The 275-nt window shown below is 60.4% G+C and carries 1 pseudogene; it reads right to left on the reverse strand.

The features are described from left to right. A pseudogene (locus AC0L2J_RS34825) lies at positions 1-275 on the reverse strand (sugar ABC transporter permease); the annotation flags it as partial.

Below are 275 nucleotides of genomic sequence, written 5' to 3' on the forward strand. Positions count from 1 at the left end.
GCCAAATAGAGGCCGATGGCGAATTTCACCGCGCTGGCGGCGACCGTGTAGAAGATGGTGTTGAACACCGACAGCCAGAACACCGAGTCCTTCGACAGCGAGACGAAATTCTGGAAGCCGATGTAGCGCCCGGCACCCCCGATCTTGGTGTCGGTCATGCCGAGCCAGAAGCCCAGCGCCAGCGGGTAAGCCAGAAACAGGATGAGGATGGCGATCGCCGGCACCATGAACATCGCGCCGAGGAAGTTCCGGCTCTCGAATGCTCTGGTCCACAA

It is taken from the genome of Bradyrhizobium sp. MV1.5, assembly GCF_055807615.1.